Source organism: Thalassotalea sp. HSM 43 (genome assembly GCF_004752005.1).
Classification (GTDB): domain Bacteria; phylum Pseudomonadota; class Gammaproteobacteria; order Enterobacterales; family Alteromonadaceae; genus Thalassotalea_A.
This window is the reverse complement of sequence record NZ_CP038493.1, coordinates 1,255,470-1,275,477: the sequence shown is the minus strand read 5'-3', so window position 1 is coordinate 1,275,477 and position 20,008 is coordinate 1,255,470. Positions and strand designations below refer to the sequence as shown.

At 43.9% G+C, this 20,008-nt stretch carries 16 protein-coding genes and 1 rRNA gene; 15 read left to right on the top strand and 2 right to left on the bottom strand.

What is annotated here, in order from left to right; all coding sequences use genetic code 11:
• Positions 1–76 precede the first annotated feature (76 nt).
• From dusA to E2K93_RS05265, 11 genes are all read left to right on the top strand, one after another.
• Positions 77–1,060: a tRNA dihydrouridine(20/20a) synthase DusA gene (dusA, locus tag E2K93_RS05315; RefSeq protein WP_135438098.1), complete on the top strand. Its 984-nt coding sequence runs from the start codon at positions 77–79 to the stop codon at positions 1,058–1,060.
• Positions 1,061–1,773: 713 nt separating this feature from the next.
• Positions 1,774–2,091 carry a hypothetical protein gene (locus E2K93_RS05310; RefSeq protein WP_135438097.1) on the top strand — a complete coding sequence of 106 codons (318 nt, stop codon included), beginning with the start codon at positions 1,774–1,776 and terminating at the stop codon, positions 2,089–2,091.
• Positions 2,092–2,103: 12 nt separating this feature from the next.
• A complete protein-coding gene (gene pspA / locus E2K93_RS05305; RefSeq protein ID WP_135438096.1) occupies positions 2,104–2,766 on the top strand; it encodes a phage shock protein PspA in 663 nt (220 codons plus the stop codon).
• Positions 2,767–2,949: 183 nt separating this feature from the next.
• Positions 2,950–3,153, top strand: a complete 204-nt coding sequence (locus E2K93_RS05300) for a PspC domain-containing protein (protein WP_135438095.1) — start codon at positions 2,950–2,952, stop codon at positions 3,151–3,153.
• A gap of 21 nt (positions 3,154–3,174) precedes the next feature.
• Positions 3,175–3,519 (top strand): hypothetical protein, encoded by a 345-nt coding sequence (locus tag E2K93_RS05295; RefSeq protein ID WP_135438094.1) that lies wholly within the window; start codon positions 3,175–3,177, stop codon positions 3,517–3,519.
• A 99-nt stretch (positions 3,520–3,618) separates the two neighbouring features.
• Complete coding sequence (locus E2K93_RS05290; RefSeq protein WP_135438093.1) at positions 3,619–4,053, top strand: copper chaperone PCu(A)C; 435 nt, start codon at positions 3,619–3,621, stop codon at positions 4,051–4,053.
• A gap of 20 nt (positions 4,054–4,073) precedes the next feature.
• Entirely contained in the window at positions 4,074–5,066 is a 993-nt protein-coding gene (locus E2K93_RS05285) for a DUF2333 family protein (RefSeq protein WP_135438092.1), read from the top strand.
• 7 nt (positions 5,067–5,073) lie between these two features.
• Complete coding sequence (locus tag E2K93_RS05280) at positions 5,074–5,793, top strand: TIGR04219 family outer membrane beta-barrel protein (RefSeq protein WP_135438091.1); 720 nt, start codon at positions 5,074–5,076, stop codon at positions 5,791–5,793.
• A gap of 242 nt (positions 5,794–6,035) precedes the next feature.
• A complete protein-coding gene (locus tag E2K93_RS05275; protein WP_135438090.1) occupies positions 6,036–7,856 on the top strand; it encodes an assimilatory sulfite reductase (NADPH) flavoprotein subunit in 1,821 nt (606 codons plus the stop codon).
• Positions 7,857–9,584, top strand: a complete 1,728-nt coding sequence (cysI, locus tag E2K93_RS05270) for an assimilatory sulfite reductase (NADPH) hemoprotein subunit (protein WP_135438089.1) — start codon at positions 7,857–7,859, stop codon at positions 9,582–9,584. It abuts the gene before it with no gap.
• Positions 9,585–9,599: 15 nt separating this feature from the next.
• Positions 9,600–10,340 (top strand): phosphoadenylyl-sulfate reductase, encoded by a 741-nt coding sequence (locus tag E2K93_RS05265; protein ID WP_135438088.1) that lies wholly within the window; start codon positions 9,600–9,602, stop codon positions 10,338–10,340.
• A 92-nt stretch (positions 10,341–10,432) separates the two neighbouring features.
• Here E2K93_RS05265 and E2K93_RS05260 read toward each other — a convergent pair whose 3' ends face one another.
• A complete protein-coding gene (locus E2K93_RS05260; protein ID WP_135438087.1) occupies positions 10,433–12,427 on the bottom strand; it encodes a sodium-translocating pyrophosphatase in 1,995 nt (664 codons plus the stop codon).
• A 364-nt stretch (positions 12,428–12,791) separates the two neighbouring features.
• Between E2K93_RS05260 and ppa the strand changes: the two genes are divergently transcribed.
• The 3 genes from ppa to fadA all read left to right on the top strand — a co-directional run bounded on the left by ppa (position 12,792) and on the right by fadA (position 16,954).
• Positions 12,792–13,340, top strand: coding sequence for an inorganic diphosphatase (gene ppa / locus E2K93_RS05255; protein ID WP_135438086.1), 549 nt, complete (start codon positions 12,792–12,794; stop codon positions 13,338–13,340).
• A 264-nt stretch (positions 13,341–13,604) separates the two neighbouring features.
• The gene (gene fadB, locus E2K93_RS05250) at positions 13,605–15,776 is read left to right on the top strand and encodes a fatty acid oxidation complex subunit alpha FadB (protein WP_135438085.1); all 2,172 of its coding nucleotides are present in this window, start codon (positions 13,605–13,607) and stop codon (positions 15,774–15,776) included.
• A gap of 14 nt (positions 15,777–15,790) precedes the next feature.
• On the top strand, positions 15,791–16,954 hold the full coding sequence (gene fadA / locus E2K93_RS05245) for an acetyl-CoA C-acyltransferase FadA (protein ID WP_135438084.1): 1,164 nt from the start codon (positions 15,791–15,793) through the stop codon (positions 16,952–16,954).
• Between the two features lie 95 nt (positions 16,955–17,049).
• Here the strand turns inward: fadA and E2K93_RS05240 are convergent, their stop codons facing one another.
• Positions 17,050–17,796, bottom strand: coding sequence for a hypothetical protein (locus E2K93_RS05240; RefSeq protein WP_135438083.1), 747 nt, complete (start codon positions 17,794–17,796; stop codon positions 17,050–17,052).
• 667 nt (positions 17,797–18,463) lie between these two features.
• Between E2K93_RS05240 and E2K93_RS05235 the strand changes: the two genes are divergently transcribed.
• Positions 18,464–20,005: ribosomal RNA gene (locus tag E2K93_RS05235) — 16S ribosomal RNA — on the top strand.
• Positions 20,006–20,008 lie beyond the last annotated feature (3 nt).

The window sequence follows — 20,008 nt, the reverse complement described above, 5'->3', positions numbered from 1 at the left end:
TAGCGCGGACAAGGGTTTTGTTTCTCTATCGCTATACTTTATAATCCGCGGCAGAATTTTTTAATGGCTCATATGAATGTCTGAATTTACCGAACAATTATCCGTTGCACCTATGCTCGACTGGACGGATCGTCACTGTCGTTACTTTTTACGTCAGTTATCCAAACATACGGTGTTATATACCGAGATGGTGACGACAGGAGCCATTTTATTTGGTAAAGGCGATTATTTAAGCTACAACCAGCAAGAGCACCCTGTTGTGTTGCAACTTGGTGGTAGTGATCCCAAAGCGATGACAGAATGCGCCAAGGTGGCTGAGCAATATGGCTATGATGCCATTAATATCAATGTAGGTTGTCCTTCCGATAGGGTTCAAAACGGTCGATTTGGTGCGTGTTTAATGGCCGAGCCTGAATTGGTGGCCGAATGCGTTAGCTCGATGCAAAATGCGGTGAAGGTGCCAGTTACGGTAAAGTCGCGTATTGGCATCGATGATATGGACAGTTATGAGTTTTTACATCGCTTTATTGATTTGGTCAGTAAAGCCGGCTGTGAGCATTTTATTGTGCATGCTCGTAAGGCTTGGTTAAGTGGGCTTAGTCCGAAACAAAACCGTGATATACCGCCGTTAGACTATTCTCGTGTCTATGATATTAAGCAGGATTTTCAACACTTGGCCATTTCAATTAATGGTGGCATCAAAACATTAGCAGAAAGTAACCAACATTTGCAGCATATAGATGGTGTGATGATTGGCCGCGAAGTGTATCAAAACCCGTATATGCTGAGTCTTGCGGATCAACAGGTGTTTGCTAAAGACTATGCGCAAATATCACGTGAGCAAGTGATTGAGCAAATGTGTGCCTATATTGATGAAGCGATAAAGCATGGCCCAAGAGTGTGGCATATCGTGCGCCATATGCTTGGCTTATGTAATGGTTTACCTGGCGCACGTAAATATCGTCGTTTCCTCAGTGAAAATGCAGGTAAAGAAGGCGCAGATTCTAGTGTGTTAAGGCAAGCCTTTGCGTTAACCGGTGTAGCGCAAGACGTTACCTAGCCAAACCTGGTCTAGAAAAAACAGTCTGGAGAAGCCATGCCGAGCTTTTTCGTTAGATAACATACCGATTTATCATTATAAAATCCTGATTTGCGGTTTATTTGCCGAAATCAGGATTTTTTTAACATTTTTTTAAACCTTTTTCTTATTTGTCGCGACTAATAACCATATTCAATAACTTTATATACGAGAAAAAGGTGTAAAAATGGTTGGCATGACACACTTGTTTTTTATTTTATTATTACCTGGGGCATTAACCGTACTGTGCTCACTAGCATTAGCTGTGACAGAAAAACTTTAAGCCCAAGACACACTTGTAAATATATACTTTTCAATACGTTACATATCATTTTTAGTACATTCGTACTTTTTAAATCAACTTTATTCCAGCGTTAAATCGACCTTAAACCGGCAATGGCATGCAGCTATGTGCATGGCTTTCTTTAGCCTATTTATATTTGTTTTTATTTTTTGGTCAAAATTACTAACCGGTTAGTCAAAAACACTAACTGTAGCATTGTTAATCAATTGTTAATTTGTCGTGTTAAAAATTTAAAATATATAAAAACCCCTTAAAAACAGGTACTTATAAAATTTTTAAAAACTTGGCACAAGCTTTGTATTAGTTATTACAAACGCGGCCAATAACGATAATAAAACGCACTTAACACACTTAATAATTATCAGTACCCGCAAGGGTGTAGGAGAAGACGATGAAAAACTTAACAAGTAAAGCAGCAGTATTTGCAAGCGTTTTAGGATTGGCCGCGATGGCACCAGGTGCAGCAAATGCAGAGCAAGTATCACTAGAAACCTATTTACAGTATGTAGTGGCACAACAATCAGAATCAGTATTCAATGCCGTAGCGCAAGAAGTAGCATACAACATCGAAGAAACCGTTGCTAACTTCAATATCGATTCAGTATTCAGTACCGAAAAAGGTACACCGTCAGTGACTATTTCAGAAACGACGGCTCGTGTTGAGTCATCATCAAGTCAGCTTTCTGATGAAGCAGCAGAAAATAAATAACAGGAGTACATCATGGGCATGTTTTCAAGAATAACAGACATTATCAACGCCAACATTAACGCCCTTTTGGATAAGGCGGAGAATCCAGAAAAAATGATTCGCCTTATTATCCAAGAAATGGAAGAAACATTGGTTGAGGTGAGATCAGAAGCTGCAAAGCACATTGCCGAGAAAAAGCATTTATCACGCAACTTGCGAAATGTGCAAAACAAGGAAAGTGAATGGCAGCAAAAAGCGGAAATCGCTGTTGCAAAAGGACGTGAAGACTTGGCTCGAGGTGCACTGATTGAAAAGCAAAAAGTTGCTACCGATCTAGAGAATCTGCAACAGCAAGTACAACACATTGATGAGGTACTAGAGAAGATTCAAGACGACAGTAATCGCTTGCAAGAAAAGTTGACTGAAGCGAAGCAACGTCAACAAGCGTTTAACCAACGTCAGCAAAGTGCAGAAGTACGTCTTCAGGCTAAAAAAGTCCTGGATAGCAGCAATATTGATAGCGCCATCGCTAAATTTGAGAGTTATCAGCAAAAAGTAGATGAGCTAGAAGCACAGGTTGAATCGTATGACTTTGTAGCAAGTAAGAGCCTATCGCAGCAAATCGCTGAGTTAGAGCAAGACGACGAAGTTGAACAACAACTTGAAATGATGAAAAAGAAGGTGGCTAACGGGTAACACCGTGCCCCTTTCACGAAACGCTAAGGAGCAGAACAATGTTTGGTTTATCACTGGTGATGACACTGTGGATGGTACCAGTAATTAGTTTCTTTGTTGGTGCTGGAGTATTTGGTTTAGCCAAGTCCTGGCACTAACCACAGATTGTCCGCAATCTATATTATTTGAATTTTGGAGAAAGTCATGAGTAGTTACAGCAAATACAATACGTTACGGAAAGATATGGTTAATAAGAAAGTCTGCGGTGTATGCGCAGGTGTCGCTCGCTATTTTGACCTACCGGTATTTGGTGTGCGTGCAGCGACCGTTGTTTTAGGCCTTATGATGCCAACAACGAGCGTCATTGCTTATTTGGTTGCCGCATTGGTTATGCCAAGTCGTTATTAAACGAGTTAGCAAGGCAAGAACATGAGTTTCTTAAAAGCGTTATTATTGGCCATTGTTGCCACCCTAGTAATCACTTGGGCATTAGGTGTTTCACTAATTGAATTGTTTAATGTCAGTTTGTATGTAGAACAACAGCAAATAGAATCCTGGACCGCGGTCAGTGTTGCGGCTCTAATAGCGGTTATTGTTGCCATTGTGACAGCCGCGATTCTGGTCAGCGTTTTCGGTTTTGTTATTTTTGTGCTGTTGTCTTTATTTGTCGCACTTGCGGCGCTCGGCATAGGCCTGTTTTGGCCTGTACTTCTGGTCGCCTTAGCGATTCATTTGTTAACCCGCGAGCGCAATGTGGCAGGACAGCAAACGTAACCGGTGTAGATAAATATGTGGTGTAAGGTATTTGCCCATTGTCGACCCGATAAAAATGAGCGATGATTAACCTAAGTTATTGCAATATATTGATATAGAATGAAAAAAATACTTAGCTTAGCATTCGCTCTTTTCACTTTTGACATCGCTGCACACCATCTGATTATTGAGCAACCTTACGCCAAGGAAACCATTCCTGGCAGCAAAGTTAACTCAGCATATATGGTCATCAATAATCACTCTGACAAATCGCTAAAACTGTTATCTGTCACCTCACCGATAAGTGATCGCATTGAATTACATGAACACACCTTTGTCGATCAAATGATGAAAATGCAGCAAGTCGATGCCATTACCATCGAAGCAGGGGATTATGTTGCCTTACAGCCTCACGGCTATCATTTGATGATCTTTAAACCAAAACAAGCACTTAAAGCCGGAAAAGAAATCGAACTGAGCTTATACTTTGATGATGGATCAACTGCTACTATTAAAGTACCCGTAGTTGGTTTATCTAAAAAATCTAACCCGTAAATGAACAATAAGGATTCGTTATGGCGCTAAATATTTCCGCCAAGTCGGCCTCGATCACTGCATCTGTCGTGGTTTTTCTATTTTATTTGTTGGGAGTATTCTGGAGTTTTGAGCCAGAGACTTTTGATATACGTGAAGCCGCGATTGCAGATGCAAAAGTTGACAATGTAAAGCCTGTGGTCGGTTATACCACGACAACGGCGATCATAAAAATTGCTGAGACCATTTTGAACAAACCAGGTGGTTATCTTGCGAATGACATTACGCCACCATCTGTGATGTTGGATAACATCCCAGCCTGGGAATTTGGCGCTTTGGAAATGGTACGTGATATATCACTGATTATGCGCCAATCGTTTTCTCGCTCGCAATCACAATCGTTAGAAAACAAGTTTCTAAAACGTGCGCAACCAAAATTCAATATCGATCATACCAATTGGGCTATTCCATCAGCGGAAGGCGAGTATGAGTCTGCCATTCAAGATTTATATTCTTACCGTAAAGACCTAGCGGATCCTTTGGTTCAGGACGCACAGTTTTATGCGCGTGCTGATAATTTACGCGATTATATTCGCGAAGTTGAAAAGCGATTAGGTAGCTACTCGCAACGATTAAGTGCCAGTGTTGGACGTAACCAATTAAATACGGATTTAGCCGGTGATAAAGTTGCGCAGCAGTCCACATTTACCGCGTCTGCTGTTATAGTAAAGACCAGTTGGTGGAAAATCGATGATGTCTTTTATGAATCACGGGGTGCTTGTTGGGCGCTATTGCATATGCTCCAAGCCATTGAAGTTGATTTTGCCGACGTGTTAGAAAATAAAAATGCTGCCGTAAGTGTAAGCCAAATAATAAGAGAGCTTGAAGCAACTCAACAAACCGTCTGGAGTCCAATGATTCTCAATGGTAGTGGTTTTGGTTTCGTTGCCAACCATTCGTTGGTAATGGCGAACTATATTTCCCGCGCCAATGCGGCATTGATTGACTTGCGAGAGCTGTTAAGTCAAGGATAAAAACAAAATGAAAAAAAGCGCTGCGTTAATTAGTTCGCTAATGATGTTAACCAGCCCAAACGCCAATGCCGATGCCATTGGCGTTTACATTGGTGCTCAAGTTTGGGATATGGCTGCTGAAGGCAGCTACGATGATAGTAAAGTTCAGCAAGAATTTAATTTCGACGATGATACGCAAAATCGTTTTTATATTGAATTTGAACATCCACTACCATTTATTCCAAATATCAAAATCGCTCATTCTGAGCTGATGACCACCGGTGTTGAAATAAACCCTGCCGCTGATTCATTGCAAGGCAGCAGTGAATTAGACTTATCTTATACCGACTATACCTTGTATTATGAACTGTTTGACAACGGCCTGTTTTCGTTCGATTTTGGTTTGACTGGTAAAGACTTTGAAGGTGAATTTATCACCCTTGATCGTTCTGGCCTAGACGTTGATAACGTTGATGAAATCATTCCTATGTTGTACTTGTCTGCAGAAGTCGAATTGCCACTAACTGGTTTAGGTGTATTCGCTGAAGGTAATATTTTAGCGCTTGACGATCACACTGCAGCGGACTATCAAGCCGGTATTTCTTACGCGCTTATCGACAACATGATTGTCGATGTCGATATTCAACTTGGTTATCGTTGGGCTCAAGTTGAGTTAGAAGATTTAGAAGGAATATATTCTGATCTGGACTTTGACGGTGCATTTGCAGGTGTCGAAGTACACTTCTAAATAGCGTTAATGATTAATAACGATTACTAAAAACCTGAATTAGACATTGATAATTCAGGTTTTTTTATGTTTTTCAGCGATGAAAATAGATTGTATGTAATAGGGTATAAGATAAACCCTTTCGATCTATCAGTGTAGTATTCGATTTTGGAATAAAAAATCGTTATCCATTCTTTTATGTTTTAACCAAAGCTGATTATTCTTTGCTCATGTTAATTAACTGTAATTTGTGAGCAAACACCATGTTGGTTAAAGCCAATAACGCCGCTAATGAAAGCGGCGCCAGCCTTAGCAGTGCCCAATTGGAGCAGCTGCAACAGGTGATCGGTCAATATACACCACTGCAACTCGCTTGGGCGAGTGGCTATCTTGCGGCCAAAAGCGAAACCTCGCCGCAAGCAGCACCCTCTGCGCAATTAAATCCTGCACCTGTACTGACCATTTTATATGGTTCTCAAACCGGCAATGCCAAAGGCGTCGCCGAACAAGTGAAAGCCGCGGCTGAACAATCGGGTCTAGCGGTCAACTTATACAACATGGCTGACTATAAGGTTAAAAACCTTAAGACAGAACGTCACGTCATTATTGTTGCCAGTACCAATGGTGAAGGCGAGCCACCAGATGATGCGATGGCCCTGCACGAGTTCTTAGCCTCTAAACGTGCTCCGAAATTAAACGACCTGCAATACGCTGTGTTGGCTTTAGGTGACTCAAGTTACGAGTACTTTTGTCAAACAGGTAAAGATTTTGACCAACGACTCGCGGCATTAGGTGGTAAGCCATTATTCGAACGTGTCGATTGCGATGTCGATTATCAGCCTGACGCTGACACTTGGCGCGACAAGGTGGTCGATAAGCTGGCAGAGCAGTTTAAGGCTGAACAGCAAAACTCAAACACAGGTGCAGACGTGGTCACCTTGCCGTTTGCGCAGAGCCCAGCCGCTAGTGTTTATAACAAGCAAAATCCGTTTACCGCGAGCATTATTGAAAATCAAAAAATCACCGGACGTGATTCAAACAAGGTAGTGCATCATATTGAAATTGATTTGCAAGGCTCTGACCTGCAATACCAACCTGGCGATGCGTTAGGGGTATGGCCGGTCAATGACAATGCCTTGGTCGACAGCCTGATTGCACAACTTGGTTTGAACGCCGACAGCAAGGTAACCCTTGCCGAACAACAGATGACGCTGCAACACGCTTTATTGCGTAAAAAAGAAGTGACCGCATTAAACAAAGCGGTGCTGCAAAAATGGGCAGACCTTGCCGACAACGCTGACTTGAATAGCTTACTCGCCGATGGTGAGCAATGTCGCCAGTATTTGTCGTCTACGCAACTTATCGATATGAGTCGTCAATTCCCGGTAAATATTGACGCTCAGGGATTGGTTGATTTGCTCGCATCCCTTGCGCCACGTTTGTATTCCATTGCCTCGAGTCAACAAGAGGTCGAAGACGAAGTGCACTTAACCGTCGGGTTGCTTGATTATCAGCAAGATGAGCAGCAACGTCGAGTTGGTGCTGCATCTGGCTTTTTGATTGAGCGTTTACAAGCCGACGATGAAGTTGACGTGTTTATCGAGCACAACAATAACTTCCGTTTACCAGAGAATGACGATACGGCGGTGATCATGATAGGTCCCGGTACCGGTATTGCGCCGTTTAGAGCCTTCTTGCAAGAGCGTGATGCACGCCAAGCTGGCGGTAATAACTGGTTATTCTTTGGTGACCAAACCTTTACTCAAGACTTTTTATATCAAACAGAATGGCAGGCTTATTTGAAGTCGTCGTTATTGTCGAAGTTGGATGTCGCCTTTTCTCGCGATCAGCAGCAAAAAGTCTATGTACAACACAAATTGCAAAAACAGGCTGAGCAGGTTTATCAGTGGTTGCAACAAGGTGCGCACTTGTATATCTGTGGTGATATGCAGCGCATGGCGAAAGATGTGCATAACACCTTAGTAGAGATTGTCAGTGAACAAGGGCAAATGAGCTTAGAAGATGCTGAACAATATTTAAAACAGTTGCGAATAGATAAGCGCTATCAGAAGGACGTATATTAAATGACTGCGAAACCAGCAAACCAAGCCGATAACCTCATTGTTACTGGCAAACTGGCTGATAACGAACGAATAAAAGGTGACAGCAATTATCTGCGTGGCACCATCGCCGATGATCTTAACGATGAGATCACCGGTGGTTTTACGGCGGATAATTTTCAGTTAATTCGTTTTCATGGCATGTATCAACAAGATGATCGTGATATTCGTCAAGAGCGCAGCAAGCAGAAGCTAGAGCCATTGCACAATGTTATGTTGCGTGCACGTATGCCAGGTGGTGTTATTACGCCAGAGCAATGGTTAGCTATCGATAAGTTCGCTGCGGATCATACGATGTACGGCAGCATTCGCTTAACAACCCGTCAAACGTTTCAATTTCATGGTGTGTTAAAGCCCAATATCAAATTGATGCATCAAACTTTGAATGCAATTGGCATTGATTCTATTGCCACTGCCGGTGATGTAAACCGTAATGTGTTGTGTACCTCGAATCCGGAACAGTCAAAACTGCACCAGACAGCTTATGAGTGGGCGGCGAAAATCAGTGAACATCTATTGCCTAAAACCAATGCCTATGCAGAGATTTGGTTAGATGGCGAGAAAGTTGAGCAGACCGACACGGTTGAACCGATTCTTGGCAAAAACTATTTGCCGCGTAAGTTTAAAACCACCGTGGTGATTCCACCGCAAAATGACGTTGATGTTCACGCCAATGATCTTAATTTTGTTGCCATCGCTGATGGTGAACAATTGATCGGCTTTAATGTCTTGGTCGGTGGTGGTCTGGCGATGACCTTTGGTGATGATGCTACTTATCCTCGCCGTGCCGATGATTTTGGTTTTGTTGCCTTGGCGGATACCTTAGCCATTGCTGAAGCCGTGGTTGGCGTGCAGCGTGATTGGGGCAATCGTGTCAATCGTAAAAACGCCAAAACTAAATACACTTTAGACCGAGTTGGTATTGATACTTTTAAGCAAGAAGTTGAAAAACGAGCAAAGGTGAATTTTGCACCGTCAAAACCGTTTGAGTTTACCTCTCGCGGTGACCGCTTTGGTTGGGTGGAAGGCGTCGATGGTAAACATCACCTGACCCTGTTTATCGAAAATGGACGTATTCTTGATACCGAGCAAGCGAAGCTTAAAACCGGTGCACGTAAGTTAGCTGAGATCCATAAAGGCAGCTTTCGCATGACCGCTAATCAAAACCTGATCGTCGCCGGTGTTGCAGAGCAAGATATTGCCGCGATAGAGCAAATCGCCATAGCGCATGGCTTGCTAGATAGCAGCCACTCTTCGCAACGTAAGCAGTCCATGGCGTGTGTGTCTTTCCCGACTTGTCCATTGGCAATGGCTGAAGCGGAGCGTTTTTTACCTGGCTTTGTCACCGACCTTGAAGGTTTGCTGGCAAAACACGGTATTGCCGATGAGCATATTATATTTCGCGTCACCGGTTGTCCGAATGGCTGTGGCCGAGCAATGCTAGCTGAAGTGGGCTTAGTCGGTCGTGGTCCAGACAAATACAATATGTATTTGGGCGGCAATTTGGCGGGTACCCGTATTCCAAAACTTTACCAAGACAATATCAGTTCGGCGCAAGTACTCGAGCATTTAGATAGCTTAATTGCTATTTGGGTAGAGCAGCGTAACGAGCATGAATGTTTTGGTGATTTTGTGATTCGTCACGGTATTGTCGATGAAGTCATCGTCAGTGCTAGAGATTTCCATAAGTAAGGATATGCAAAGAAGATGACAAATCTCGCTGTAAATAATCGTTTTCCAGCATCTTTACCAGACAGTTTACTGGATAGCTGGAATCAACAGTTGGCCTCGCTTTCGGCAACTGAACGTGTACTGTGGGCGATGGAACATTTGCCTGGAGAATTCGCACTAACGTCGAGTTTTGGTATTCAGTCAGCGGTAATGCTGCATATGATGACGCAAATAAAAGCGGATATTCCTGTGGTGCTAACCGATACTGGCTATTTGTTTCCAGAAACATATCGCTTTATTGATGAAATGACCGACAAGTTGAACTTAAATCTTAAGGTCTTTCGCTCGGAACTAACCCCAGCATGGCAACGCGCTCGGTATGGCGAACAATGGCAAAGTGGTGAAGAACAGCTTAAGCAGTACAACTTAGCCAACAAGGTTGCACCGTTAGAGCGTGGCCTTGACGAATTGGGGGTAAATACCTGGTTCTCTGGTGTACGACACAGTCAAACCCAACATCGTCAAAATTTACCTATTTTGCAGGTGATCAGAGGTCGTTTTAAAATGCATCCGATCATTGAGTGGAGTAACAAGGATATTCATCAATATCTGCAGACCCATAATCTGCCTTATCATCCGTTGTGGGAGCAAGGCTATGTATCGGTGGGAGATGTTCATTCGAGCAAACCACTTACTTTAGGTATGCAAGAGTCGGATACCCGTTTTAATGGTCAACAACGCGAGTGTGGTCTACATACCGATGGTGATGGCATCTAAGCGAACCTGACAGAGGTAGAATAAAAAAAGCCCGACGGATGTCGGGCTTTTTGATTGGTGTATTTACCAGTTACGCTTTATAGATCAGCGCGTTATAAAACCGGCGCGATAACTAGCGACACAATCGCCATAACATTTATTAAGATGTTCATTGATGGACCCGAGGTGTCTTTAAACGGGTCGCCAACGGTATCACCGACAACGGCAGCCGCATGAACGTCACTGCCTTTACCGCCGTAGTTGCCTTTTTCAACAAACTTTTTAGCGTTATCCCATGCGCCACCAGCGTTAGCCATCATCAGCGCCATAAGTACACATCCTAATAACGCACCACCTAGCATGCCACCAAGCGCTTGCGGGCTAATACCAAAGCCAACGACGACAGGGACACTGACGGCAATAACCCCCGGCAAGATCATTTTTTTCAACGCTGCCGTGGTCGCGATATCAACACATTTTGCAGTGTCAGGATCCGCTTTACCTTCCAGTAAACCGTCAATTTCTTTAAATTGACGACGTATTTCGTGAATCATTTCAAACGCGGCATCGCCAACGGCGGTCATGGTAATTGAGGCAATTAAAAACGGTACCATACCACCAATAAACAGTCCCATTAACACTTCAGGATCGCCAAGGTGTAATGAAAAGTCGGGGATTTTCACCGTCATAGTTTCGACATAAGCTGCAATGATTGCTAGCGCCGCTAACGCCGCTGCACCAATAGCAAAACCTTTACCAATAGCCGCTGTGGTATTACCTAATTCATCCAAAGAGTCGGTAATATTACGGGTTTCTTCGCCAAGCCCTGCCATTTCCGCAATACCACCTGCGTTGTCGGCAACAGGGCCGTATGCGTCAATCGCCATGGTGATGCCAACGGTCGCTAACATGCCAACCGCGGCGATACCTACACCATACAATCCGGCCATTGCGGTCGAGGCGTAGATAATTGCGCTTAGTGTTAACACCGGAATAACCACGGATTCCATACCAACTGAAAGACCGGTGATCATCACCGTTGCCGGACCAGTTTCACCGGATTTAGCGATTTTCTCAACAGGGGTACTAGAGGTATAGTATTCGGTTACTAAACCAATAATGATACCGCCAATAGCACCGGTTAACACCGCGCCCCAAACATATGCGCTAATACCTAAAAATTGTACAGTAAAGTAAGCGACGATAATAAACAGAACCGCGGAAATCATCGTGCCGGCACGCAATGCCACTTCGGCCTTGCTGGCAGACATCGCCTTCACTAATAAAATACCGATAATTGAACAGATAAGGCCAACAGATGCTAAGACCAGAGGCAGTGCCATTAGCGCGCCGCGATCGCCTAAGTTATCAACCGCCATGGTTGATGCGATGGCGATTGATGCGATCATAGAGCCACAGTAAGACTCAAATATATCCGAGCCCATACCGGCAACATCACCAACGTTGTCGCCAACGTTATCGGCGATAACACCAGGGTTACGAGGATCATCTTCTGGAATGCCGGCTTCTATTTTACCAACTAAATCTGCACCGACATCGGCACTTTTAGTAAAGATACCGCCACCAACACGAGAAAATAGAGCGACACAGGACGCGCCCATGCCAAAGCCATGAATATAATGTGCCGTGGTTGGATCGCCACCAAAGTACCAATATAAAGTACCCAGACCAATCAAACCGAGAGAGGCGACACAAAGCCCCATGACCGAGCCACCAAAAAACGCCACCGTTAATGCCGGCGCTGAGCCTTTTTCGTGAGCGGCATTGGTTGTTCGCACATTGGCTTTGGTTGCGGTGAACATACCAATATAGCCAGCCAGAGCTGACGATACAGCACCGACTAAAAACGCCAAGGCAGTATTTGGATCAACAAAGAAAAATAAAAGCACCAATAATATGCCTGCAAAGATGGCAAGCATTTTGTATTCTCGATGCATAAAGACCATGGCACCAAGATGTATTTGATCGGCGATTTTTTGCAGGGCTTCACTGCCTGCATCGTAGGATTTAATGATGTTATAGAGGATGAACGCAAAAATTAAACCGGCAATACCTAGTACCGGAGGCAGTAATAGCATGTTATCCATAATGTCCCCATTATTGTTGTTATCAGGCAAAACCCAACCGCAAAATAGGTTTCGATGGCTTTATAAAAAGCCTCATTGGGATACCACCGCCCAGACAACTTAACAAAGAGGTGAATATTGTTTCCGTTAAAATATCGTTAATTATTAACGCGTTAATCTTACCTTAGCTTTATAGATTGCAAATGTGTAGTAAAACTTGTCAAAAAATAACCAATTTGTTGGCATTATTTCGGGAAAAAGCCCAATATTTTGACTAAAGTTTCATTGTTTTTGGCTATTTTTAGGCCAAAACAGATGTTTTTAAAAATTAACTGGTTATAATAGCGGCCTTAAATTATTTAGTTATGTTTTAATGGGAAAAACCATGAGCTTAAACACTGTACCTGCGGGTAAAAACCTGCCAGATGAAATTAACGTAATCATCGAAATTCCAGCTCACGCTGATCCGGTAAAATACGAAGTAGACAAAGATTCAGGCGCTATCTTCGTTGATCGTTTCATGTCAACGTGTATGCATTACCCTACTAACTATGGTTATGTACCACACACCTTATCTGAAGACGGTGACCCGGTAGACGTTTTAGTTCCAACGCCATTCCCATTAATGCCTGGTGCGGTAATCACTTGTCGTCCAATCGGCGTACTTAAAATGACCGATGAGTCAGGCGAAGATGCCAAAGTACTAGCGGTTCCTGTAGACAAGCTTTCTACTATTTACCGTGGTATCAATGAAGCGACTGAAATGCCAGAGCTTCTACTTAACCAAATTTCTCACTTCTTTGAGCACTACAAAGATCTAGAGCCAAACAAATGGGTTAAGATCGAAGGCTGGGCCGATGCACAAGCCGCGAAAGACGAAATTACTGACAGTGTTAAGCGTTACGACGACGCAGAAGAAAAACCTGCTTTCTAAATTCGTATAGATTATTGAAAAAAAGCTCGCTATTGCGGGCTTTTTTTATGCCTGTTTGCTACTGATTTTTGCCAAATACACTACCTTTATTTAGTACCCTCAAATTATACGAAAATTGACATTTGCAAAATTAAAACGCTAAATTAAAACGCTTGTTTAAAAATATATTGATTTGCCAGCTAAGACAAGGCACACTCAGTCAACCCAAATGATTATTTAATCTTTGCAATATAACGATAATCCTTAACTGGAAAGGAGATAGGCATGATTTATCAAGGCGAACGCCTCACTGCCAAACTGCTCGATGATAATATCGTTGAGTTATGTTTTGACGCGAAAGGTTCAGTTAATGCGCTTAACCTAGCAACCCTGCAAGAATACAAAGAAGCTATTGCCGCCATCGCAGCAAATCAAGACGCACAAGGCGTTATTGTCACATCAGCTAAGTCCACCTTTATAGTAGGTGCGGACATTACCGAATTTACCGAATTATTCAAAACCCCAGATGAAAAAATTGCTGGCGTTTTTAAGTCAAGCAGTGACATCTTTGACGCGTTTGAAGATTTGCAAATCCCTAGCGTTGCCGCAATTAATGGTTTTGCCTTAGGTGGTGGTTGTGAAACCGCGTTAGTGTGTGATTATCGTGTTGCCGACACCAGTGCGAGCATTGGTTTGCCAGAAGTAAAGTTGGGACTAATGCCTGGCTTTGGTGGAACCGTGAGATTACCGCGCATTATTGGTGTTGATAATGCTCTTGAGTGGATGACCACAGGTAAGCCGTATAAGGCCGATAAAGCATTGGCGTTTCATGCTGTCGATGCGGTTGTTGCGCCGGAGCACTTGCGCGACGCGGCGCTCTCTATGGTAAAAGATGCAATTAAAGGTGACCTTGATTGGCGTGCTCGTAAACAAATCAAGCTAGATCCGGTGACCTTGTCTGAGACCGAACATTTGATGAGCTTCTCTACGGCAAAAGCCATGGTTGCAGCTAAGGCGGGCAAACATTACCCAGCGCCTATGGCTGTGGTTAAACTTATGGAAAAGTCGGTTAAGTTAGATCGAACCGAAGCCATGCTGTTAGAAAATGACGCATTTGGTAAAGTTGCTAAAACGGACGCTTGTACAGCTCAAGTAGGTTTGTTCTTAGCCGATCAAGTTGTCAAAGGTAAAGCCAAGAAAGCAGCTAAGCTAGCCAGCAAAAAAGTAAACCGTGCAACGGTACTTGGTGCCGGTATTATGGGTGGTGGTATCGCATATCAATCCGCTTACAAAGGCACACCGATAGTTATGAAAGACATCAATAATGATGCCTTAGACTTAGGCCTTACTACAGCGTCTGGCATTTTAACCAAGCTGGTTGATAAAGGCCGTATGAATGCCAAGAAAATGGCAGGCGTATTAAATAATATTACACCGACGTTAAGCTATGACAGTGTCAAAGACACCGACATTGTGGTTGAAGCCGTGGTCGAAAACCCTAAGGTTAAGTCTGCAGTTCTAAAAGAAGTGGAAGCCGTGGTCAGTGATGATGCCATTATCACTTCGAATACCTCGACCATCTCTATCGACCTATTAGCTGAAAGTGTGGCAAAACCAGAGCGTTTTTGTGGCATGCACTTCTTTAATCCGGTTCATAAAATGCCGTTGGTTGAAGTTATCCGCGGTAAAGATACGTCTGATGAAACCGTCGCAGCCGTTGTCGCTTACGCCGCTAAAATGGGTAAGTCGCCAATTGTCGTAAATGATTGTCCTGGTTTCTATATTAACCGCGTATTATTCCCTTACTTTGCTGGCTTTAGTCACCTGTTATTAGAAGGTGCCGATTTCAGCGCCGTTGATAAGGTGATGGAGAAGCAATTTGGTTGGCCTATGGGCCCAGCGTACTTACTCGATGTCGTTGGTTTAGATACTGCGGATCATTGTACTGACGTGATGGCGGCGGGTTTCCCTACACGTATGGCGAAATTAGCCAAGGATCCTATCCAAGCACTATATAACAGTGACAAACTTGGCCAGAAGAATGGCACTGGTTTTTATGACTACTCGAAAGATAAGCGTGGTCGTCCGGTTAAAGTGGCAAGTGAAACATCGGTCGGTATTCTAGCGGATATGTGTCAGCCAACGGCGGACTTTAGCAGTGATGAAATCATTGCCCGTTTAATGATCCCTATGGTTAACGAAACCATTCGATGTCTAGAAGAAGGCGTTGTTGATACCGCAGCCGAAGCTGATATGGGCCTGATCTATGGTTTAGGTTTCCCTCCATTTAGAGGTGGTCCAATTCGATACCTTGAAACGCTTGGTTTGGATAACTTTATCGCTATGGCAGACAAGTACGCGCATCTTGGTGAAATTTATCAGGTTACTGATGGCCTGCGTGATATGGCTGCAAGCAAGAAGTCATATTTCAACACCGATGTTAAAACCAACAAATAAGGGCGGATAATAGAATGAATGAAGTAGTAATTGTCGATTGTATACGTTCACCTATGGGCCGTTCCAAAGGTGGTATATTCAGAAATGTGCGTGCAGAAGAATTATCTGCATCGCTAATGCGTCAAATCTTACAACGCAATCCATCGTTGGATCCTGCCGATATTGAAGACGTTATTTGGGGTTGTGTTAAACAAACCAAAGAGCAAGGGTTTAATATTGCCCGTAATGCCTCATTGATGGCGGGTATGCCAAAGTCAATTGCCGGTGTTACTGTCAACCGTTTATGTGGGTCATCAATGGAAGCACTGCATCAAGCCAGCACCAGCATTATTGCCGGTCAAGGGGATGTATTCTTAATTGGTGGCGTAGAACATATGGGGCACGTGCCAATGATGTACGATGTTGACTTCGCTCCTGCGATGGCAAAATACATGGCCAAAGCGGCAGGTAACATGGGTTTAACCGCCGAGCTGTTAGGTAAACAACATGGTATCAGTCGTGAAATGCAAGATGAGTTTGGTGCTCGTTCGCATCAACGTGCGTTTGCGGCGCAGCAAGAAGGTCGATGGGACAATGAGATCGTTGGCGTTGAAGGCCATGATCAAACCGGTGCCTTAAAACTCATTAGCGAAGATGAAGTGATTCGCCCAGAATGTACTGTCGAAAGCCTGCAAGGTTTACGTCCAGTATTTGATCCGGCAAACGGTACAGTGACCGCTGGTACATCTTCGGCTATTTCTGATGGCGCCAGTGCCATGCTCGTTATGTCAGCACAAAAAGCAAAAGAGTTAGGGTTAACTCCGCGAATGAAGATTCGTTCAATGGGTGTTGCCGGTTGCGATCCTGCGACTATGGGCTATGGTCCGGTACCTGCGACTCAAAAAGCATTGAAACGCGCTGGTTTAACCGTCGCTGATATTGATGTCGCCGAATTTAACGAAGCGTTTGCCGCACAAGCGTTATCATGTATTAAGTCACTTGGTATGCTTGATGTATTGGATGATAAAATCAATCTTAACGGTGGTGCCATAGCGCTTGGTCATCCATTAGGTTGTTCCGGAGCACGTATATCAACGACATTGGTAAACCTTATGGAAAGTAAAGACGCGAATATTGGTCTTGCAACCATGTGTATTGGTTTAGGCCAAGGTATTGCCACGGTATTTGAACGAGTTTAATAACTCGCTCTATATAATAGCTTTTATACAAGCAACAAAAAGGGAGCGAATGCTCCCTTTTTTAATGACGCCTTATTGTTGTACTGCGCTATGTTTTATGGCGCATGCTGCACAAGGTTGTCTTTCTCATATCCAGCTTTAACCGCAATATCAATTGCCTTATCTTTATTGACACCGGCTTTTACCGCTTGATCAATAATGGTGTTGACGTGCTGTTTATCGACAGACTTCAAAGCCACTTCGACAATTTCTTCACCGCTGTCAGAAAAGTTAGCGAACACACTTTGTAAAAGGGTGTCTAACATATCGGGTAATTCGGTAAAGGCGATAGACAATAACTGATCAAAATCATCAGGATATTCTTCAACGGTTGTGGTCACGATTGTCGGTGCCATTACGGGTTTGGTTTGCAGAGCGGTAATATAGATATGGTCTCTATCATCGGGATGAATACGGCTTGCTGCTAATACGATGTCATCAGCGTAACCAGGCTCAGCTTTAATCGCTGCTTTAATAATGTCATTACACTGTGCCACTTCGTGTTGCATGGCCAGACTTATGACTTCGTCCGCGTAATTAGGATTTGCGTTTAATGAGCCTCTTATAACTTGACGATAGTCACTCGGGTATTGAGTAAATGCCAAGTCAATAATGGATTCATGAAGGTCCGGGTATCGTTTTAATAGACTGCTTACTGTTCTCTCGACAGATATTTCCTTTTCGACTGACTTTGACATCAGTTTAGAGAGAAACTTATTTTGTGATCCTTGTGCGTTTACTGCACCATTAACTGTTAGCGCTATTGCGATGCCCCAAAATATTTTTAGTGTTTTATTTTTCATGGGATACCAGCAGATTTAATTATTGTACTTATGTCTGAGTCTCTATCTAACTACAAGTTCAAATAATAAGCAATGAAATACGTCTGCTATTTATCGCAAAACAAACGAATTGTTATCACAAGTCAATAAATTGGTTATTAAATGTAACTTCTGTTTGAAAAAGCAGCGATCAAACTGTTTTTTTCAACTTTTCTTAAAATTGCTGTTGACGGCAGCTCAAAAATCCCTAAAATGCGCTCCACTTCCTCGGGGAAACAGCGGTAACTACCAATGTTGATTCGAATTAAAACGGAAGTTCGGTTTCAAGTTTGCAAGCCTTATATAATAACGCTTACAGACAACAACGAAATAATTTAAAGTTTTTTAAATTTAACTGTTGACTTCGAAACTGAGTTGCGTAGAATGCGCATCCGCTTTCAACGGAAAGCAACGCCAACAACGAATGCGATTGATTGGCTCGATTCGACAAGAATCGGTTCTTTAACAATTAGTTATCATGCAATTTGTGTGAGCACTCACAAGATAAGATGGTTTTACCATTAAGTCTTTTTTAAGACTTTACTTGATGAGTTCTCATGCAAACGACAATTTATGTCAAAAATGTTTTTCGAAAGAGAAACAGCAACAGAATTCATTGAGTCGAAACATTTGTTTCAAACAACTTTTTTAATTGAAGAGTTTGATCATGGCTCAGATTGAACGCTGGCGGCAGGCTTAACACATGCAAGTCGAGCGGAAACGAAGAGTAGCTTGCTACTCTGGCGTCGAGCGGCGGACGGGTGAGTAATGCTTGGGAATATGCCTTGAGGTGGGGGACAACAGTTGGAAACGACTGCTAATACCGCATAATGTCTACGGACCAAAGGAGGGGATCTTCGGACCTTTCGCCTTTAGATTAGCCCAAGTGAGATTAGTTAGTTGGTGGGGTAATGGCCTACCAAGACGACGATCTCTAGCTGGTTTGAGAGGATGATCAGCCACACTGGGACTGAGACACGGCCCAGACTCCTACGGGAGGCAGCAGTGGGGAATATTGCACAATGGGGGAAACCCTGATGCAGCCATGCCGCGTGTGTGAAGAAGGCCTTCGGGTTGTAAAGCACTTTCAGTCGTGAGGAAAGGTAAGTAGTTAATAACTGCTTACTGTGACGTTAGCGACAGAAGAAGCACCGGCTAACTCCGTGCCAGCAGCCGCGGTAATACGGAGGGTGCGAGCGTTAATCGGAATTACTGGGCGTAAAGCGTGCGTAGGCGGTTTGTTAAGCGAGATGTGAAAGCCCAGGGCTCAACCTTGGAACTGCATTTCGAACTGGCAGGCTAGAGTATTGTAGAGGGTGGTGGAATTTCCAGTGTAGCGGTGAAATGCGTAGAGATTGGAAGGAACATCAGTGGCGAAGGCGGCCACCTGGACAAATACTGACGCTGAGGCACGAAAGCGTGGGGAGCAAACAGGATTAGATACCCTGGTAGTCCACGCCGTAAACGATGTCAACTAGCTGTCTGTAGACTTGATCTGTGGGTAGCGTAGCTAACGCGCTAAGTTGACCGCCTGGGGAGTACGGCCGCAAGGTTAAAACTCAAATGAATTGACGGGGGCCCGCACAAGCGGTGGAGCATGTGGTTTAATTCGATGCAACGCGAAGAACCTTACCATCCCTTGACATCCAGAGAATTTACTAGAGATAGTTTAGTGCCTTCGGGAACTCTGAGACAGGTGCTGCATGGCTGTCGTCAGCTCGTGTTGTGAAATGTTGGGTTAAGTCCCGCAACGAGCGCAACCCCTATCCTTATTTGCCAGCGCTTCGGGCGGGAACTCTAAGGAGACTGCCGGTGATAAACCGGAGGAAGGTGGGGACGACGTCAAGTCATCATGGCCCTTACGGGATGGGCTACACACGTGCTACAATGGCAGATACAGAGGGCAGCAAGACCGCGAGGTGGAGCGAATCCCACAAAGTTTGTCGTAGTCCGGATCGGAGTCTGCAACTCGACTCCGTGAAGTCGGAATCGCTAGTAATCGTGGATCAGAATGCCACGGTGAATACGTTCCCGGGCCTTGTACACACCGCCCGTCACACCATGGGAGTGGGTTGCAAAAGAAGTAGCTAGCTTAACCTTCGGGAGAGCGGTTACCACTTTGTGATTCATGACTGGGGTGAAGTCGTAACAAGGTAACCCTAGGGGAACCTGGGGTTGGATCACCTCCTTACCT

Excerpts from the sequence above, each read along its gene's own strand:
- cysI (WP_135438089.1), top strand. The coding sequence starts at position 7,857 with ATGACTGCGAAACCAGCAAACCAAGCCGATAACCTCATTGTTACTGGC.
- E2K93_RS05265 (WP_135438088.1), top strand. The coding sequence starts at position 9,600 with ATGACAAATCTCGCTGTAAATAATCGTTTTCCAGCATCTTTACCAGAC.
- E2K93_RS05280 (WP_135438091.1), top strand. The coding sequence starts at position 5,074 with ATGAAAAAAAGCGCTGCGTTAATTAGTTCGCTAATGATGTTAACCAGC.
- E2K93_RS05275 (WP_135438090.1), top strand. The coding sequence starts at position 6,036 with ATGTTGGTTAAAGCCAATAACGCCGCTAATGAAAGCGGCGCCAGCCTT.
- fadB (WP_135438085.1), top strand. The coding sequence starts at position 13,605 with ATGATTTATCAAGGCGAACGCCTCACTGCCAAACTGCTCGATGATAAT.
- E2K93_RS05310 (WP_135438097.1), top strand. The coding sequence starts at position 1,774 with ATGAAAAACTTAACAAGTAAAGCAGCAGTATTTGCAAGCGTTTTAGGA.
- dusA (WP_135438098.1), top strand. The coding sequence starts at position 77 with ATGTCTGAATTTACCGAACAATTATCCGTTGCACCTATGCTCGACTGG.
- fadA (WP_135438084.1), top strand. The coding sequence starts at position 15,791 with ATGAATGAAGTAGTAATTGTCGATTGTATACGTTCACCTATGGGCCGT.
- E2K93_RS05290 (WP_135438093.1), top strand. The coding sequence starts at position 3,619 with ATGAAAAAAATACTTAGCTTAGCATTCGCTCTTTTCACTTTTGACATC.
- E2K93_RS05300 (WP_135438095.1), top strand. The coding sequence starts at position 2,950 with ATGAGTAGTTACAGCAAATACAATACGTTACGGAAAGATATGGTTAAT.
- E2K93_RS05260 (WP_135438087.1), bottom strand. The coding sequence starts at position 12,427 with ATGGATAACATGCTATTACTGCCTCCGGTACTAGGTATTGCCGGTTTA.
- pspA (WP_135438096.1), top strand. The coding sequence starts at position 2,104 with ATGGGCATGTTTTCAAGAATAACAGACATTATCAACGCCAACATTAAC.
- E2K93_RS05295 (WP_135438094.1), top strand. The coding sequence starts at position 3,175 with ATGAGTTTCTTAAAAGCGTTATTATTGGCCATTGTTGCCACCCTAGTA.
- E2K93_RS05240 (WP_135438083.1), bottom strand. The coding sequence starts at position 17,796 with ATGAAAAATAAAACACTAAAAATATTTTGGGGCATCGCAATAGCGCTA.
- ppa (WP_135438086.1), top strand. The coding sequence starts at position 12,792 with ATGAGCTTAAACACTGTACCTGCGGGTAAAAACCTGCCAGATGAAATT.
- E2K93_RS05285 (WP_135438092.1), top strand. The coding sequence starts at position 4,074 with ATGGCGCTAAATATTTCCGCCAAGTCGGCCTCGATCACTGCATCTGTC.